General features: G+C 64.0%; 14 protein-coding genes. 5 read left to right on the top strand and 9 right to left on the bottom strand.

Annotated elements, in window-relative coordinates; all coding sequences use genetic code 11:
- The first annotated feature begins 28 nt into the window (after positions 1–28).
- The 3 genes from ACIOVF_RS26030 (at position 29) to ACIOVF_RS26020 (ending at position 3,982) form a co-directional block, all read left to right on the top strand.
- A complete protein-coding gene (locus tag ACIOVF_RS26030; protein WP_093382913.1) occupies positions 29–1,525 on the top strand; it encodes a PLP-dependent aminotransferase family protein in 1,497 nt (498 codons plus the stop codon).
- A gap of 104 nt (positions 1,526–1,629) precedes the next feature.
- Entirely contained in the window at positions 1,630–2,694 is a 1,065-nt protein-coding gene (locus ACIOVF_RS26025) for a xylose isomerase (protein ID WP_401293603.1), read from the top strand.
- A gap of 31 nt (positions 2,695–2,725) precedes the next feature.
- Positions 2,726–3,982 (top strand): MFS transporter, encoded by a 1,257-nt coding sequence (locus tag ACIOVF_RS26020; protein ID WP_258606700.1) that lies wholly within the window; start codon positions 2,726–2,728, stop codon positions 3,980–3,982.
- An 8-nt stretch (positions 3,983–3,990) separates the two neighbouring features.
- Here ACIOVF_RS26020 and ACIOVF_RS26015 read toward each other — a convergent pair whose 3' ends face one another.
- The 3 genes from ACIOVF_RS26015 to ACIOVF_RS26005 all read right to left on the bottom strand — a co-directional run bounded on the left by ACIOVF_RS26015 (position 3,991) and on the right by ACIOVF_RS26005 (position 7,723).
- The gene (locus ACIOVF_RS26015) at positions 3,991–5,892 is read right to left on the bottom strand and encodes a potassium transporter Kup (protein ID WP_045200902.1); all 1,902 of its coding nucleotides are present in this window, start codon (positions 5,890–5,892) and stop codon (positions 3,991–3,993) included.
- Between the two features lie 182 nt (positions 5,893–6,074).
- Complete coding sequence (locus ACIOVF_RS26010) at positions 6,075–6,956, bottom strand: Dyp-type peroxidase (RefSeq protein ID WP_401293599.1); 882 nt, start codon at positions 6,954–6,956, stop codon at positions 6,075–6,077.
- Positions 6,957–7,030: 74 nt separating this feature from the next.
- Positions 7,031–7,723, bottom strand: a complete 693-nt coding sequence (locus ACIOVF_RS26005; RefSeq protein WP_401293596.1) for a hypothetical protein — start codon at positions 7,721–7,723, stop codon at positions 7,031–7,033.
- Between the two features lie 156 nt (positions 7,724–7,879).
- Between ACIOVF_RS26005 and ACIOVF_RS26000 the strand changes: the two genes are divergently transcribed.
- Both ACIOVF_RS26000 and ACIOVF_RS25995 read left to right on the top strand, forming a co-directional pair.
- Positions 7,880–8,788, top strand: a complete 909-nt coding sequence (locus tag ACIOVF_RS26000; RefSeq protein WP_401293594.1) for a bile acid:sodium symporter family protein — start codon at positions 7,880–7,882, stop codon at positions 8,786–8,788.
- A gap of 25 nt (positions 8,789–8,813) precedes the next feature.
- Positions 8,814–9,710 (top strand): TauD/TfdA dioxygenase family protein, encoded by an 897-nt coding sequence (locus ACIOVF_RS25995; RefSeq protein WP_401293591.1) that lies wholly within the window; start codon positions 8,814–8,816, stop codon positions 9,708–9,710.
- A gap of 13 nt (positions 9,711–9,723) precedes the next feature.
- On the opposite strand, the gene ACIOVF_RS25990 is transcribed toward ACIOVF_RS25995, so the two are convergent.
- The 6 genes from ACIOVF_RS25990 to ACIOVF_RS25965 all read right to left on the bottom strand — a co-directional run bounded on the left by ACIOVF_RS25990 (position 9,724) and on the right by ACIOVF_RS25965 (position 15,323).
- The gene (locus ACIOVF_RS25990) at positions 9,724–10,524 is read right to left on the bottom strand and encodes an AraC family ligand binding domain-containing protein (RefSeq protein WP_401293588.1); all 801 of its coding nucleotides are present in this window, start codon (positions 10,522–10,524) and stop codon (positions 9,724–9,726) included.
- On the bottom strand, positions 10,525–11,442 hold the full coding sequence (locus tag ACIOVF_RS25985; protein WP_045200913.1) for a pyridoxal-phosphate dependent enzyme: 918 nt from the start codon (positions 11,440–11,442) through the stop codon (positions 10,525–10,527).
- A 79-nt stretch (positions 11,443–11,521) separates the two neighbouring features.
- Positions 11,522–11,986, bottom strand: coding sequence for a sterol desaturase family protein (locus tag ACIOVF_RS25980; RefSeq protein WP_045200915.1), 465 nt, complete (start codon positions 11,984–11,986; stop codon positions 11,522–11,524).
- Positions 11,987–12,040: 54 nt separating this feature from the next.
- Positions 12,041–12,946, bottom strand: coding sequence for an HlyD family secretion protein (locus ACIOVF_RS25975; protein ID WP_401293653.1), 906 nt, complete (start codon positions 12,944–12,946; stop codon positions 12,041–12,043).
- Positions 12,947–12,985: 39 nt separating this feature from the next.
- A complete protein-coding gene (locus tag ACIOVF_RS25970) occupies positions 12,986–13,186 on the bottom strand; it encodes a DUF1656 domain-containing protein (protein WP_401293584.1) in 201 nt (66 codons plus the stop codon).
- Positions 13,176–15,323 carry an FUSC family protein gene (locus ACIOVF_RS25965; protein WP_195884093.1) on the bottom strand — a complete coding sequence of 716 codons (2,148 nt, stop codon included), beginning with the start codon at positions 15,321–15,323 and terminating at the stop codon, positions 13,176–13,178. The genes ACIOVF_RS25970 and ACIOVF_RS25965 overlap by 11 nt, the downstream gene beginning before the upstream one ends.
- Positions 15,324–15,531 lie beyond the last annotated feature (208 nt).

Genomic DNA, 15,531 nt, shown 5'->3' with positions numbered 1-15,531 from the left:
GGCCCTTCCTAGTGTCTGCGAGAGCTCGATGAAGTCCCCCGCCGGTTTGCTGTTTGCAGGTATCGACCTCGATCGCGACAGCGCCACCCCGCTTTATCGCCAGCTGTACCTGCAGATCCGCAAGCAGATCCTCACCGGCCGTCTGCAAGGGGGCATTCGCCTACCGTCGACGCGCACCTTGAGCCAGGAATTGCAGGTTTCGCGCATCACCCTGCTCAATGCCTTCGACCAGCTGATTGCCGAGGGTTTCCTGGTCTCGCGCACCGGCGCTGGCACCTATGTCGGTGATGAGTGGCAGCGCAGTACCGATGCCGAGCCGTCAGCACCTGCGCCGCCCAAACTGTCGGACCTGACCCAGACGATGCTGTCGCTGCGCAGCGATCATTTTCGCGGGGTGTCCTACGCCCACTGCGGCGATCAGGCGCCGATCTCGTTCCTGCCCAGCCATGGCGCTTTCGAGGCCTTTCCCCAGGCATTGTGGAAGCGCCTGCTCAACCGCCACGGCCACAAGCCGAGCAAGGCCCTGCTCGGTTATGGCGAGTTGCAAGGCCTGCAGACGCTGCGCCAGGCCATTGCCGAGTACGTGTTCGACGCCCGCGGTATCGATTGCGACGCGCAGCAGGTGGTGATCGTCTCCGGCGCCCAGCAGGCCTTCAACCTGCTGGCGATGCTGCTGCTCAACCCCGACGAGCCGCTGTGGATGGAAGACCCGGGGCATATCGCCGCGCGCATCGCCTTTCAGGCCCACGGCTGCCGGGTGGTGCCGGTGCGCGTCGATGACCAGGGTATCGACGTGCAACAGGGTATTCGTGATTGCCCCGAAGCGCGCCTGGCCTTCACCACCCCGTCGCGCCAGCACCCGTTGGGCATGACCCTCAGCCACAACCGGCGCCTGGCGCTGATTGCCTGGGCGGCTGCCAGCGGCAGCTGGATCATTGAAGACGATTGCGACAGCGAGCTGCGCTACGCCGGTCGGCAGTTGCCGGCGCTGTATGCCATGGACCAGAGCGAACGGGTGATCTATGTCGGCACCTTCAGCAAGGTGCTGTTCCCCTCCTTGCGCCTGGGCTATGTGATTCTGCCCCAGGCCCTGGTCGAGCCGTTCTGCACCTTGCGCGCAGTGCTCGACCGCAGCCCGCCGACCCTGCTGCAGGCGGTGACCGCCGATTTCATGAGCGAAGGCCACTTCATTGGCCATATCCGCCGCATGCGGGCGCTGTACCAGGCCCGCCAGCAGTGCCTGCTCGAGGTGCTGCAGCGGCGCCTGGGCGGTTTTTTCCAGGTGGCCCCGGTCGAGGCCGGCATGCACCTGATCGCCTGGCTTGCGCCGCAGCTCGATGACCAGGCCCTGGCCCGGCAACTGGCCGAGCATGGCGTGCACACCTACGCCCTGAGCGACTACTGCCTGAACCGCTACTTGCCGCCGGCACTGTTGCTTGGCTTTGCCGGCACGCCACAGGACCAGGCCGAGGCCAAGGTCGAGGCGCTGGTCCAGGCGCTGCGGGCGATTGGCCACCGGGTCTGAAAGTGGCCTTATCAAATGATCCGTAATGGATCTATCGAGTGTTCCTTGCCGGCGCGATAAAGACGGCGCCGGTAGAACCGGTGCCCGCACCAGGAACGACTCGAATGAACACACTACAAGAACGCTTCGCTACGTTACTGAACCACAATGCGCAAGGTGCCCAGGCGCCGCTGCTGACCCGCGAGCTGGCCAGCCGCCTGCTTGAACGCCTCGACCAGGCGCGGCTGTTTGCCCACGCCTATCCGCTGCTGACCAACCTCACCCACGGCCGCGTCACGCCGTTTGACCTGCTCGACTTCGCCTATCGCCATGAACTGGCCGGGCTGAGCCTGCACATGCTCGATGGCGAGCACAACAGCCTGTCGCAGATGAACGCCGGGCAGTTGTGTGCCTTCGCCGAAAAAGCCCGCGCATTGCAACTGGACGTGCACCTGGAAATCAGCAGCACGCGCAAGGCCGACGTCGATGCGGTGGTGGCCGTGGCCAAGGTCATCGGCAGCCGCAATATTCGCGTGTACTCGCGTTATGAAGGCCTGCTCTCGCAGGTCATGGACCAGATCGGTGGCGACCTGCTGTACCTGGCCCGGCTGGCCGATGCCCACGACCTGCATTTTGATTTCGAGCAGCATGAAGAGCTCAAGAGCGACGAGATCGCCCAGTTGCTGCGCCAGGTCAATCATCCGCGGCTCAATGCCCTGTTCGATTTCGGCAACATGATCAATGCCTGCGAGCAACCGCTGCAGGCCCTGCACAACCTCGCCCCGCATATCCGCCAGAGCCACCTCAAGGGCGTGCGGGTGGTGGCCGAAGACCAGGGTTTTGGCCACTGCGGGGTACTGCAGGGCAGCGCCGAGGACGAGCTGCCCGGCGCGCGCATGCTGTTCGAGCTGCTGATGCTCGGTGAACAGCAGCCGCAAGTGATCGCCTTCATCCTCGAACAGGAAAACCACTACCTCGCCCCGGCCTTCCGCCAGCGCAACGAGCTGGCCGACCCGTTCATTGCCTACCGGGAAATGAGCGACACGCCGCTGCCCGCCGGCCTGACCCTCGAGCAGATGCTGGCCGGCGAACAGCGCTGGGCCAACAACCAGGTCAGCTACGTGAAAACCTTGCTGGCCGAGTTGCGCACCCTCGCCGAGTTGACCCTGGCCAGCCCTGCCAGCCTTTGAGCCCCTACCCCACTACGCCTGGAGAATAACAATGACTGCGCAAAACAAGGCCAAATGGTTCAAGTTCCTGATACTGATCCTCGGTGGCGGCACCGTCTACAAACTGGCCAACCTCAAGGATGCGTTCTACGTACCCATGCAGGAGTTCATGGGCCTCTCGCACACCCAGATCGGCTTGCTGCTCAGCGCCAACGCCATCATCGCCACTGGCCTGTTCGTGGTCGGCGGCATGCTCGCTGACCGTTTTGATACCCGCAAGCTGATCCCCCTGGGCCTGATCGGTACCGGCGCCCTGGGCCTGTACCTGGCCACCTTCCCGCCGTTCAGCAGCCTGATGCTGGTGTTCTGCCTGCTGGCGGTGTGCGCCGACTGCATCTACTGGCCGGCGCTGCTCAAGGCCATTCGCGGCCTGGGCAACGATCAGGAGCAAGGGCGCATGTTTGGCCTGCTCGAAGGCGGCCGCGGGGTGGTCGACACCCTGGTGGCGTTTAGTGCGCTGGGCGTGTTCGTTGCCCTGGGCAGCGGCGAACACGGCCTGAAAGCGGCGATCCTGTTCTACGCGCTGATCGACATCGCCGCCGGAGTGCTGACCTGGTTCTTGCTCAAAGGCAATCAGGCCCAGGCCCAGACCAGCGCCAAGAACCCGCTGGCCAACCTTATGGAGGCAATCAAGGTGCCGGCGATCTGGCTGGTCAGCTTCAACGTGTTCATGGTCTACATCGTCTACTGCGGCCTGACCTACTTCATCCCCTACCTGAAGGAAGTCTACGGCCTGCCGGTGGCACTGGTCGGCGCCTACGGCATCATCAACCAGTACATGCTGAAGATCCTCGGCGGGCCGGCCGGCGGTTTTATCGCCGACAAGCACTTCAAGAGCCCCAGCCGCTACCTGAAGTGGGCGTTCCTGGCGCTGCTGCCGATGATGGCGATCATCCTCCTGGTGCCCAAGAGCCCGGGCTTCATCTATGCCGGCATGGCCGCGACGCTGTCGTTCGCCTTCATCGTGTTTTCCATGCGCGGGGTGTTCTGGGCGCCGATGGGTGAAGTCGGGATCGCCCCGCACATCACCGGCTCTGCCTTTGGCATCGGCTGCCTGATCGGCTATGCGCCGGGGATGTTCGCCTACGTCGGCTACGGCGCGCTCCTTGACCACTTCCCCGGCCAGCAAGGCTACAACTATGTGTTCATCGCCATGATGCTGCTGGCGCTGATCGGCTTTGCCATCGCCAGCCGCCTGCAGCGCCTGGTGCGCAAGGCGGCGCCGCTGGCCGCAGCGGCCACCGCCTAGGCCCCGGGCTACATCTCGACCTGGGTGCCCAGCTCGATCACCCGGTTCAGCGGCAGGTTGAAGTACTTGAGGTTGCTGTTGGCGTTCTTCAGCAGGAACGCGAACAGCGCCTCGCGCCAACGCGCCATGCCGATGCGCCTGGTCGGGATCACCGTCTCGCGGCTGAGGAAGTAGGTGGTCACCATCGGGCTGAAATCCAGGTCCTTGAGGTGGCACAGTTGCAGCGCCGCCGGTACGTCGGGTTCTTCGATAAAACCGAAGTTGAGGTTGACCCGATAGAAGCCCTCGCCAAAGGCCTGTACTTCAAAACGCTGGGCCGCCGGCACCCGCGGCCGGTCCTGGGACACCACGGTGAGCAGCACCACCCGCTCGTGCAACACCTGGTTGTGCAGCAGATTATGCAGCAGCGCGTGGGGCACGGCGTCGGCGCGGGCGGTGAGGAACACCGCAGTGCCCTGCACCCGGTGCGGCGGTTGCGCAGCCAGGCTGCTGATGAACAGCGGCAGCGGCAAGGCCGATTCGTCGAGGCGCTCGACGATGATCTTGCGTCCGCGTTTCCAGGTGGTCATCAGAATGAACAAGGCGATACCGGCGATTACCGGGAAGGCGCCGCCCTGGAAGATCTTCGGCGCGTTGGCGGCAAAGTACAGGCTGTCGACCAGCAAGAAGCCCAACAGCAACGGCAGCGCCAGCCAGCGCGGAGCCTTCCACAGCAGCAGTACCACCGCCGAAGACAGCAAGGTGGTGATCAGCATGGTGCCAGTGACCGCCACGCCATAGGCTGCCGCCAGGGCGCCGGACGACTCGAAGCCGATCACCAGCAGCACCACGCCGACCATCAGCGCCCAGTTCACCGTGCCGATGTAGATCTGCCCCTGCTCCTGGCTTGAGGTGTGCTGGATGAACATGCGCGGCACGTAGCCCAGCTGAATCGCCTGGCGCGTCAGCGAGAAGGCGCCGGAAATCACCGCCTGGGAGGCAATGATGGTCGCCAGAGTGGCCAGGGCGATCATCGGCAGCAGCGCCCAGTCCGGGGCCAGCAGGTAGAACGGGTTGCGGACCGCCTCGGGGTTGCCGAGGATCAGCGCGCCCTGACCGAAATAGTTGAGTACCAGCCCCGGCAGCACCAGCAGGATCCAGGCGCGGGCAATCGGCTTGCGGCCGAAATGGCCCATGTCGGCATACAGCGCCTCGGCGCCGGTCAGGGCCAGCACCACCGCGCCAAGAATCGCCACGCCCATGCCCGGGTGGACGATAAAGAAGTTCACCGCCCAGGCCGGGTTCATCGCCAGCAGCACTTCCGGGCGCTGGACGATGCCATAGATGCCCAGCGCGCCAAGCACGCTGAACCACAGCACCATGACCGGGCCGAAAATGATCCCGATGCGTGCGGTGCCATGCTTCTGGATCAGAAACAGCGCCACCAGCACCACCACCGCCAAGGGCACGACCCAATGGTCGATGCCGTCAAAGGCCAGTTGCAGCCCCTCCACCGCCGACAGCACGGAAATCGCCGGAGTGATCATGCTGTCGCCGTAAAACAAGGCCGCGCCAAACAGCCCGAGCAGCACCAACACCCGGCTCAAGCGCGGGTACGGCGCCGCCGCCCGCCGCGCCAGGGCGGTCAGGGCCATGATCCCGCCTTCGCCCTGGTTGTCGGCACGCAGCACGAACAGCACGTACTTGATGGTCACCACCCAGATCAGCGACCAGAACACCAGCGAGAGGATGCCGAGCACACCGTCATGGTTGGCCTGCACGCCGTAATGGCCGGCGAAGACCTCCTTCAAGGTGTACAGCGGGCTGGTGCCGATATCGCCATAGACCACGCCGGCGGCGGCGATCAACAGGCTCAGTGACGAAGTTTTTACGGGGGAATGGGCGCTTGCGGAAGTTGCGGCTTGGCTCACGGTCAGACGTCTCGAAGAAATGCGCCGGCAGTATGGCTTTGTGCTTGACGCACCTTCGTAAAAAGTCCGTAAAATTTTCTTACACTTGTACGGGCCTCATCGCGGGTCAAGCCCGCTCCTACAGGTCTGCATCAATCCTGTGGGAGCGGCGGTGCGACGACTCGACTTGACCCGCGATTGATTCAGCGCCCGAGCACAGCGCTCAAATCCAACCCATGCTCGCCCAGCGGCGGGCACCAGTAATAGCCGCCGGTCAGCGGCCGGCTGAAGCGGTACAGGGCATCGACCACGCCATCTTCCAGGCCGCTCATGCGCCGCAGTTGCACTTCAAACGCATCAAACGAGTGACCGAAAGCCAGGAACGCCAGGCCGGCACCACGCTCATCCGCCCAGGGCATCGAGCGGCGGACGATAAAGGCTTCAGGGGCGAAGCTTTCCTGGGCGGTGCGCTTGACGTGGGCCGACTCCGGCGCGTCGTCGAGCTCTTCGTTGTCGGCCTTGCGCCGGCCGATGATGTCGTCCTGTTCGGCTTGCGGCAAAGCTTTGAAACAATTGAGGTCATGGCGCCACAGCTGGAACGCGGCAAAGCTCGAACCGTTCAAACCCGGCACGTCACTGGCAAGGATCGCCGCTTCAACGGCAGCGTCTTCCACCGGGTTCTCGGTGCCATCTTCGTAGCCGGTCAGGTCGTGGCCGCTCTTGTGGCGGAAGGCATCGGTGGCCTCGGCCAGTTTCAAGGCCGGGGCCAGCAGGTGCTCAAGCGCCTGGCTGTGCAGCCACAGCTCGCCACGGTCGTCACCGCGCAGCCACAGCCACAGGTCGTGCTGGGTGCAGGGGTTGTCGACCGCCGCGGTCAGCTGGGGAAACCCGCGCAGGCCGTCGATGCTGCCACCCAGGGCCTGCACCAGCGGCGCGCCGAAACCGGCCACCACACGGCTGCCATCAACCTGCTGCAGCAGCCCATCGAGCACGCCCGGCAATGCAGCGGGTGAGTGCAAGGTGAAGAACAGGTGGCGGGCCTGGGCGGGAACGGGGGCGGCGAGAATGCCTGGCTGAAACTGCATCGGGTATCGGGTCCTGGGGCAAAAGCGGCGATGCTACTGTCTGCCAGGCATAAACCGCAAGGTATGTAATGAGATCAACCCAGCCAGAAATAGATCAATGCAGGAACGCCTAGCACCGTTACCAGTAACAGGCCGCGACGCTTCCAGTGGGGCCATGGATCCCGCCAAACCCCCAGTGATTGCAGCTCAGCCTTAAATTTTTCAGCTTTTTTATGATCATTGCTCAGTTGAGGTGTCAGCAGCACAGCCCAGGAAAGCAACGTTGCCAGCATCGTGCCGTGGGTAATTCCCCAAGAGCCGGCCTTAAGCCATTCTCTGAGCAGTGTGCCCAAATCGCCCGACAAATCGGTGAGGATCATCGCTATTAACGCCAAGAAAATCAGAGCCAGGGTGACATTCAATGCCCATAGACGCGTGTTCATGCTCCTGACCCGCTCAGCGCTGGAAGGTAGATAGCTAAGCCCAGTCACGTGCAAGACGTCATTGCCTACAGAATGCGCGCTAGTAAAAAGCACGTCACCTTTCTCACATGTCCAGTATTGACCGATCAGGTGCTTGAAAAAAAACGGGAAGTTAAACGGATGGATTTCGAATTCATCAACTGCCGCACCCGTGAACACGATTGCGCTAACGGGTTTTCCTTCCCATGTGGTGAGTCCGCGATTAACGCCCACGGCATACAGGCGGTGCTGCGTATTGACCTCAAACAGCCTGTTGTTGAAAACGCTCAGTGGCTGGGACGAGTAATGGATAAGGGCGCGAGGCAAGAGACAACTCCTGTATTGTCCTGAATAATGGCAAACTGCCGCCATTCTAACGCAAATCCCAAGTGCACCGCCTGGGCTTGAGGTCGCGGTGCTGCCAACGCTGGACGCTATCCTCACCTACACTGCCGTTCATCCTTCTGGCGTGAGCTGACCGATATGACCGCTTCCCCACTACTCAGTGCCTTCCTGCCCATCGCCCTGGGTTTCATCATGCTCGGCCTGGGGCTGACCCTGACCCTGGCCGATTTTGCCCGGGTGGTGAAGTTCCCCCGGCCGGTGCTGATCGGCCTGGCCTGCCAGATCCTGCTGCTGCCGTTCATTTGCTTTCTGATCGCCAAGGGCTTTGGCCTGGCCCCTGCTTTGGCGGTAGGCCTGATGCTGCTGGCCGCATCCCCTGGCGGCACCACCGCCAACCTGTTCAGCCACCTGGCCCACGGTGACGTGGCCTTGAACGTGACCCTGACGGCGGTCAACTCGCTGATTGCGATCCTGACCATGCCGCTGTTGGTCAACCTGTCGCTGGCCTACTTCATGGCCGCCGACCAGGCCATCCCGCTGCAGTTTGCCAAGGTGCTGCAGGTGTTTGCCATTGTCCTGGTGCCGGTGGCCATCGGCATGCTGATCCGCCGCCTGGCGCCGGGCTTTGCCGCGCGCATGGAGCGGCCGATGAAGATCATCGCCGCGCTGTTTCTGGTATTCACGATTGTCCTGGCAATGGTCAAGGACTGGCAGACCGTCGTCGACTATGCCCCGGTGGTAGGCGGCGCGGCGCTGCTGTTCAACCTGCTGAGCCTGGGCGTCGGCTACTGGTTGCCACGGCTGCTGAAAATCCCCAAGCGCCAGGCGATTGCCATCGGCATGGAGATCGGCATCCACAACGGCACCCTGGCGATTGCCCTGGCGCTGGCCCCTAGCCTGCTGAACAACTCGACCATGGCCATACCGGCGGCGATCTACAGTTTGATCATGTTCTTCACGGCGGCAGGCTTTGGCTGGTGGGTGAGCCGTGGACATGACCCCGACCCGGTTGCAGCCGCGCTGCGCGATGAACTGCAATCCCGATGACAGCAGGCCCACACGAGTGTCCGTCATGAGCGAATTCATCTACTGCCATCCCGACCACAACCGCGCAGCCGATTACCGCCACTTGCGCGTCTTGCCCAGCACCGGCGCCCTCGGTGCCGACGTCGAGGGCCTCGACTTGAACCGCCTGGAGGACGCAGGCTGGGTCGAACTGCGCCAGGCGCTGCTGGCGCACAAGGTGCTGTTCATTCGCGAGCAGAACCTGCGCCTTGCCGACCTTGAACGGGTCACCCGACAGTTCGGCGAATTCGGCCGCGAGCCCTACGTGACCACCATGGCCGACCATCCGCACGTGGTGCACGTGGTCAAGGAGGCCGACGAGAAGGCACCCTTCGTGTTCGGTGGCGCCTGGCACAGCGACTGGACCTTCCAGCAGCGCCCGCCGGCCTACACCCTGCTCTACGGCCACGACATCCCGCCTTACGGTGGCGATACCTGCTACGCCAACCTGGCACTGGCCTATCAATGGCTGTCAGCGGGCATGCAGGCGCTGCTGGACACTCTCGATGCACTGCACAGCCCCGAGCGGGCCTACGGGGTCGGCGCCAACCACAACGCCCTGCTGGAAAACATGGCCATCCACTATGGCAGCGACACCTCGCAGGACATGCGCAGCCACCCGCTGGTGACCCGTCATCCGCAAACCGGCGAGAAGGTGCTGTTCATCAACCCTGCCTACACCCTTGGCATCCAGGGTTTGCGCAGCGAAGAAGCCAGGCCGCTGCTCGACTACCTGTTCAACCTGGCCAGCGCACCCGCTTTTACCTGCCGCATGCGCTGGCGTCAGGGAACCCTGGCGATCTGGGACAACCGCAGCACCTGGCACCTGCCGATCGCTGACTACCACGGCATGCGCCGCGAGATGTTCCGGACCACGGTTGCCGGTGATGTGCCCAGGCGCTGAGAATACGCCCGGGTTAGCGCTTAAGCACCTTCAGGCCCCGCGGTGGCGCGCCGTAGGTGCGGCGAAACAGGCGGCTGAAATGGGCCTGGTCGTAGAAGCCCAGGTCCAGGGCAATTTCACTCAAGGGCTGCCCGGCCAGCACCCGCGGCAAGGCCCGCTCCAGACGCAGGTGGGTCAACCATTGCTGGGGCGGCAAGCCGCAGTGATTGCGAAAGCGGCGCAATAGCTGCCACGGGCTCAAATCAACGAATGCAGCCATTTCTTCCAGGCTCGGCGGCTGATCCAGGCGCGACTCCAGCCATTCACGCAACTGCCGCCAACGCTGTGGATCAAAACCGTTGCTGTGCTCGTTCACGTTGAGGGTGGAACCCAGCCCGAGCAGCAGCGCCAGGGTTTCCCACAGGTGACTTGCAAACGCCAGCGGGTCGTGCGGCTGGTGCAAACCATTAAGCAGCTGCTGTAACTGCGGGTGGCGCAGTTGCAAGGCATTGAGGTTGGGCAGGCCCTGGCGGCCGTCGCTCAGGTCACGGCTGACCTCGGCCAGCCAGGCAGGATCAAGGGTCAGGATACGGATGCCGTAGCCCTGGTCATCGGCACTGGCGCCGTCGTGCACGTGCTCCGGGGCCATCAGCAGGATGTCCCCGGCCCCGGCCAGCTGGCGCGTGCCGCCAGCGGCGTAGCGCTGCTGGCCGGTGACGATCAGGCCGATGTGGTACTCCAGGTGAAAATGCCGGGGAAAGGCAAATTGCTGGTAACGGGCATCGATCAGGCGTACGCCTGGATGCCCGGGAGCCTGATGGACGACGCTATCCAACTAGCAGGCCGCGCGCCATTGGCGGATCTGGTCGAGGGTTGCGGTGACGCCGCCACACACGATCACCAGCACCTTCTGGTGCTGCTTGAGCTCGGCCGTGGGCGCGTACGCCAGGGCCAGGGCTGCACCGCAGGCGGGCTCGACCAGGATGCGCTGGTCGAGCAGGAACTGCTCGCAGGCGTCCAGCGCCGCCTGGTCACTGACCACATGGCTGACCACCGGCCGCTCCTGGCTCCACTCGAAGGCGCGCTGGCACACTTGCTTGGCCGCCAGCGAAGTGGCCACGGTGTTGACCCCGTCCAGCGCCACCAGCTGCTTTTGCGCCATGGCCGCGGCCAGTGACGCGGCGCCGCTGGTTTCTACGGCAAACACCGGCACCTGGCCCCAGCCGTTGCGCGCCAGGCCTTCACAGACCCCCGACAACAAACCACCGCCGCCGACCGCGACCACTACCGCATCGGGCTTGAAGCGGGTAGCGGCGACCTCGTCGATCATGCTCGCGTGGCCTTGCCATAGCAGCGGGTCGTCGAAGGGGTGGATATAGGCGTCATCCTCGCCCATCAGCGACAGCGCCAGGGCATTGGCCTCGTGCCAGGCCTTGCCATGCACGATCACCTCGGCCTGTTCCTGGCGAATCAGCTGCTTGGCCCGCTCGGTGGTGGTCTCCGGCACCACCACGGTCACCGCCAGGCCGAGAATGCGCCCGGCCACGGCCACGGCGATGCCGGCATTACCGCCCGAGGACGACACGAAGCGGCGCTTGCCCTGTTTGGCATAGGCTTCACAGGCAGCGCCGATGCCGCGCAGCTTGAACGAGCCGGAGGGCTGCAGCGCGTCGAGCTTCAGCCAGACCTCCAGGCCACTGGCCAGGCTCAACGGACGCGAGGCGATCAACGGGGTTTCGATGTGCAGGCTCATACGCTTCTCCATGTACAGAACACTACTACCTTACGCATGCGGCACCGGACAATCTTGTATGAAATTGCGCGCCTGCGGGTCAACCCCGGCGCCGCGCGCGCAATTGCTGCTTGATCTTGTGCATGGGCGGTGCATACAGGAACCCGAACGAGACATTGTTATCCCGCCCCTTCAGCGCATGGTGGAGAAGGTGCGCGCGGTACAAGCGCTTGAGGTAACGGTTGCGCGGCCGTGGCGCAAACGGCCAGTGGCGGTGGACGATGCCGTCATGGATGATCACGTAGATCACCCCGAACGCCGCCACGCCCGCCCCCACCCACTGCAACGGCGCATGCCCGGCGCGGCCGATGGCCACCAGGGCCAAGGCGATCAGGGCCAGGGCCAGCAGGTAGAGGTCGTTGGTTTCCAGCGCCCCCAGGTGCGGTTCATGGTGCGAGCGATGCAGGAACCAGCCCCAGCCGTGCATGATGTAGCGATGCGCCAGGTAGCCGATGCCCTCCATGGCCGTCAGGGTGCAGAGAAATACAGCGAGGTTGAGGATCATGCGTCGAGCTTCGCGTGGCTGGGCAGAAACGCCGCAAAGCCTACCACCTCGACCCTATTCGCGCACCGTCACCGTCGCCGTGGTACCGGCCCGCAGGTCGGCTTTGCCGGCAAAGCCTGGGTCGATGTCGATGCGCACCGGCACCCGCTGGGCCAGCTTCACCCAGGTGTAGCTGGGGTTGATGTTGGCCAGCAGGCGGTTGCCAGGGGCGTTTTCGCGGTCGGTGATGGCGTAGGCGATGCTCTGCACCGTGCCCTGGAAGCGTTCGCCGCTCATCAGGGCGATGTCGACCTTGCTGCCCGGGTGGATGCGCGGCAGCTTGGTTTCCTCGAAATAGCCGCTGATATGGAACGAGCCGCTGTCGACCAGGGCCAGTAAAGGTCCGCCGGCCGTGGCGTAGTCGCCCTGGCGGGTCAGCAGGTTGGTCACATAACCGCTGACCGGGGCAACAATCTGTGTGTGTTGCAGGTCAAGCTCGGCCTGGGTCAAGGCGGCAGTGGCCAGTTGCACGTTGGCGGTGGCCAGGCTCAGGTTGGCCTGGCCGCGCATCAGTTCGGCCTGGGCCACGGCCACGTCGGTGCTGGATTTCTCCCATTCTTCACCGGAGATGGCAAAGCCTTGCTTGAGGGTGCGGCGCCGTTGTTCTTCGCTCTGGCGCTGCTTGAGCAAGGCCTGGCTTGAGATGATCGCCGCCTGGGCCAGGCCTTCGCTGGCCCGCGCCACTTCGATGGCGCGGCGCGCATGTTCGACCGCCAGGGCATAGCGCTCGGGGTCGATTTGCAGCAGCAACTGGCCTTGGTCGACGTGCTGGTTATCCGCCACCTTGAGGCTGACGATGCGCCCGGCGACATCCGCCGACAGCGTCACCACGTCGGCGCGCACCCGCGCATCGCGGGTCCAGGGCGCGCGGGTGTAATGCTCCCAGGCAAACCAGCCGAGCAGCAGCGCCATTACCACCATAACCAGGGTCGAAACCTGGGCCACAAGTTTGTTCAAGGTTCAGTTCCCCATGTACAGGATGATCAAGGCGCACAGGCAGGCGTACAGCGCGCCTTCAAACAATGCCGGATGCCAGACCCGCTGCATCACCCCAAGCTTTTGCAGCAGCCAGAGCACGGCGATCAACAGCGGTATGGCCAGCAGCAGGGCCTGGGCGATCGGCGGCAGGTAGACGCCGCCAATCTCGAAATCAATGGGCAAGGGCCGGGGCTCCTTCGGCAGCGGGTTCAAGGTAGGGGCTGTAGTGACGCAAAAAGCCCGCGATCACCAGCAACGCCACACGAATGCGAAACAACGAGCGCAACTGCTCGGCCGGCGCCTGCAGTTGTTCGCCGTGCAGGTTGTCCAGGCGCTCGCCCAACGCCTGCAGGGTCTGCAGCAAGTCTGGCAGCACCAGCGCGGTGCGCCCCGCGATATAGCGGCCGGTGTTGCGCAATACCTGCTCAAGCTGCGCGCGCAGGGCCTCGGGCAGCAATGGGTTGGCCCTGCCCTGCTCCTGCAACTGGCGCAAGGCCACGCCCAGGGCCATGCACGCCAGGTTGACCTCGAACAGCCCCCGCGAGCGCTCATCACGGGTCGCTGGCAGCAGGCCGATAATCAGGGTCAGGCGGTCGAGCATGCGGCTCTCAAAAGCGAACTGGCGCGCGTCCGAGGCCGGGCCCTTGAGCAAGGCATACACCTGTTCGCGGGTTTCACGAAACAGCCGTTCGATGCGCAATTGCGGGTTGAACGGGAAAATCCACGCATACACCATCAGCGACAGCGCCGCGCCACACACATAGGCACCGGCGAATTCGAACCATTGCATCGCGGTGTTCTGCCAGGCGCCGATGTTCTGCGGGCCAAACAGCAAGAAGCTCGACAAGCCCAGGCCCATGCCGATGCCGGCGGTCATCGGCCCCGACAGCCCCACCGCCACTACATAGAGCAAGGGCAACAGCAGCAGCGCGAGCATTTCGAAATCGACCACCTGCGGGATCAGCCAGAACTGGTACAGCGCCGACACCAGCAGCGCCAGGCCCAGGCCGCGGGCGTAGTTCTGCGCCGCCATCAGCGGGCGCGGAAAGGTCGCCATCAACGAGCAGAGGATGCCCACCAGAATCATGCCGGCGCGGGCGCCGTCCCAGGCGGTTTCGATCCAGATCAGCCCGGCCGCGACCAGGGCAATAAAGGCGCGGCTGGCGTTCATCGCCGCCAGGCGCCAGTCCAGGTGCAAGGGATTGCTGCGGCCCTGGCGGTACAGGCAATCGCCGGCACGGCCTTCCTGGATGGCATCGCTGAGTTCGAGCATTTCGCCGAGCTGTTCGAGCAGGCGCGCCTGCTCCCAGCGCAAGGCCCAGGCCAATGAGCGAAGCGGCGTTGGCAGGTCGCTTTGCAGCTGCTCGGCCTGTAGCGCGGCCTGGTCGAAACGCCGCTGCAAGGCGCTGAAATGCTCGCGTGCCTCGGCTGGCAAGGCCCGGCCCTGCCGCGCCAGCTGGTCGAGAAAAGCCAGCTCGTCGGCCAGCAAGCGGCTGATGAACTCCGGGTAACTGCCCTGCCAGCGCTCGGCGATCATCAGCTTCTGGTTACGCAGCACCGTCAGCCGCGAGCTGAGCAGCACCAACTGGTTGCCGAGCAGTTGCACCAGGCCGTTGGCCCCGCGCAAATGCGGGGCGTCGAAATACAGGTGGCGGCGCAGTCCTTCCAGGGCGCTGATCTCGCCAAGGATCTGCATCTGCCGCTTGCTGAACTCGGCCGCGCTCTCTTCACCGCGAATCGCCGCCGCAGCGTGGCTGGCCATCAGTTTGATGAGGTTGTCGACCTTGGCAAAATAGCCCGTGGCCACTGCCTGCGGCCGTGCACTGAGCAGGCTCACCGCACACACGCAGGCCACCGCCAGCAGGGTTTCGGTGACCCGGGTAATGGCCAGCATCAGGGTGTTGTCCTGCTCGGGGATCGCCAGCATCGCCACCACCACGGCGGTAAAGCCGCTGAGCACGAAGGCATGCGAGCTGGTGTAGCGCAGCAAGGTGCCGCCGGCGGTACACAGGGCCAGCCACAGGGCCAGGGTGATAATGAACGGCAATGGCGCCTGCGCGAATACCGCCATGATCAACACCGCCACCGCCGCGCCGAGGGTGGTGCCGAGCACCTGGGCGAAGCTGCGTTGCAAGGTCATGCCGCCCAGCGGCTGGCTGACGATGAACACCGCCATCACCGACCACTTCGGTTGGTCGAGGTCGAAGATGAACGCCAGGTACAGGGTCAACAGGCAGGCAACGATGGTCCGCAAGGCAAAGCGCAGGGTATCCGCACCGGGATGCAGCACCAGCCGCCAGTAATTGATCAAAGGTTGCACACAGGTCTCTCGAAAGTCCTTTCAGGGAACAGTAGCTTTTGAAGCGCACCTGGGAAAGACAACACGATGACCCACAGCGTTGCATATCTGCAACGATCCGCTGCCAATGCAACAATTGTCATGTTTTTACCCTTGACCCTGCGCTGCCCGAGGGTTAGTTTCTCGCCCGCATTTTTGCATGCCTACACAGGAGTCCTGCATTGGACAG

The organism is Pseudomonas sp. NPDC087612, from assembly GCF_044743505.1.
Taxonomy (GTDB): domain Bacteria; phylum Pseudomonadota; class Gammaproteobacteria; order Pseudomonadales; family Pseudomonadaceae; genus Aquipseudomonas.
Note: the sequence above shows the minus strand (reverse complement) of the source record. Positions and strands in the feature narration are given on the sequence as shown.